The sequence below is a fragment of the Paenibacillus sp. 01T443 genome (genome assembly GCF_056398325.1).
Map to the genome: position 1 here is coordinate 1 of NZ_JBFTPE010000067.1, position 1,403 is coordinate 1,403.

The 1,403-nt window shown below is 44.9% G+C and carries 2 protein-coding genes; both read left to right on the forward strand.

Annotated features, from left to right (window positions below; all coding sequences use genetic code 11):
* Positions 1 to 74: 74 nt before the first annotated feature.
* A complete protein-coding gene (locus AC1DLI_RS34265) occupies positions 75 to 398 on the forward strand; it encodes a transposase (protein ID WP_477610192.1) in 324 nt (107 codons plus the stop codon).
* 35 nt (positions 399 to 433) lie between these two features.
* Positions 434 to 1,327 carry an IS3 family transposase gene (locus AC1DLI_RS34270; RefSeq protein WP_477610194.1) on the forward strand — a complete coding sequence of 298 codons (894 nt, stop codon included), beginning with the start codon at positions 434 to 436 and terminating at the stop codon, positions 1,325 to 1,327.
* Positions 1,328 to 1,403 lie beyond the last annotated feature (76 nt).

Below are 1,403 nucleotides of genomic sequence, written 5' to 3' on the forward strand. Positions count from 1 at the left end.
CTCTTAGGCCCCCTAATTAAACTGGAGTCCTCCCATCCAATAATTTAAACTTAGGACAAGGGAGATGATCCGTTATGGGAGGAAGAAGAGTTAGTGAAGAAACACAGATGAGAGTAGTTCGAGAGGTGCTTGCAGGTGTTAAGGTGGGGGTATTAGCCCGTATGCATAGAATTCATCCGGAAACGATCCGTGTTTGGGTAAGAGATCTACGAGATAAGATACCTCCAGAAGAAATTCCAACATCAGATGAACACCTGCAAGAGCTTAAACGGCTGCAAGAAATTGAAGAGAAATATGCCATGGCGATGAAGCTTTTAGGTGAAAAGGAACTCGAGAATGAAATCCTGCGTGAGCTCGTAAAAAAGAGGAACCCCGCTTATCCGAAAAGTACGAAGTAGCCGAACAATTCATTAAGCGGGGAGTTTCGGCAGCAATGGTCCTGCGAACTGTAGATCTGGCTACATCTACTTACTACGATCGAAAAAAGCGTTCCTCATACTCGGAAGAGATGGTTTCAAGCGGCCGAAACGGAAGACCACGGCCTGGCTTTTCATGGACAGAAACGGGATTAAAAATCAATGATGAACAGATCAAAGAGTGGCTAATGGAGCTTGTAGAAGGAGAAGAACATGTTTATGGCTACAAGCTTCTTGCCAAGTGTCTGCGCAGAGATCAAAAGCTAGTGCTTAACAAGAAGAAGTCCTATCGTTTGTGTAGTGAGCTGGGTATCTTGCAGAAGCAGCGGGAACTTAAGGCAAAGCATCCCCGCAGGCTACCGAAAAACCGTACGGTCACCGGAATCAACCAATTATGGCAAATGGACATCAAATACGGTTACGTCGCTGGACGTGAGCGATTCTTTTTTGTGCTCAGTATTATTGATGTATTTGATCGTGTGGTCGTTAACCAGTATAGAGGGCCGGTATGTGAGGCTAAACATGCCGTGAAAACCTTGTGGAATGCGCTCAAACAGCGTGTAAAACCAGGAGAAGAACTCCCCGTCATTCGCACCGACAACGGCCCCCAATTCATAAGCAAGCTGTTTGGAGATACGTGTGAAAGCCTAGAGATGACTCATGAACGAATACCACCACGAAGCCCTAATATGAACGCCTACATCGAATCTTTCCACAGTCTACTCGAACGCGATCTATTCAGTAAAATGGAGTTTAGCAGCTTTCAAGAAGCTTACGAGGAACTTGATAAATATATGGATTTCTACAATAACCGTAAAATGCACGGCAGTTTGAAATTGATGCCTCCAGCGAAGTTCTCTGATTGGGTCATGACGCTGGAGGACCAAAGTATGTTCCATAAAGCCATGTAAATAGGCCAAATAACAAGCTTGGCTACGTAATTTGTTTATTTGGTTGGCAGCACTCCGGAATTAAGGGGTCTAACCG

Excerpts from the sequence above, each read along its gene's own strand:
- AC1DLI_RS34265 (WP_477610192.1), top strand. The coding sequence starts at position 75 with ATGGGAGGAAGAAGAGTTAGTGAAGAAACACAGATGAGAGTAGTTCGA.
- AC1DLI_RS34270 (WP_477610194.1), top strand. The coding sequence starts at position 434 with ATGGTCCTGCGAACTGTAGATCTGGCTACATCTACTTACTACGATCGA.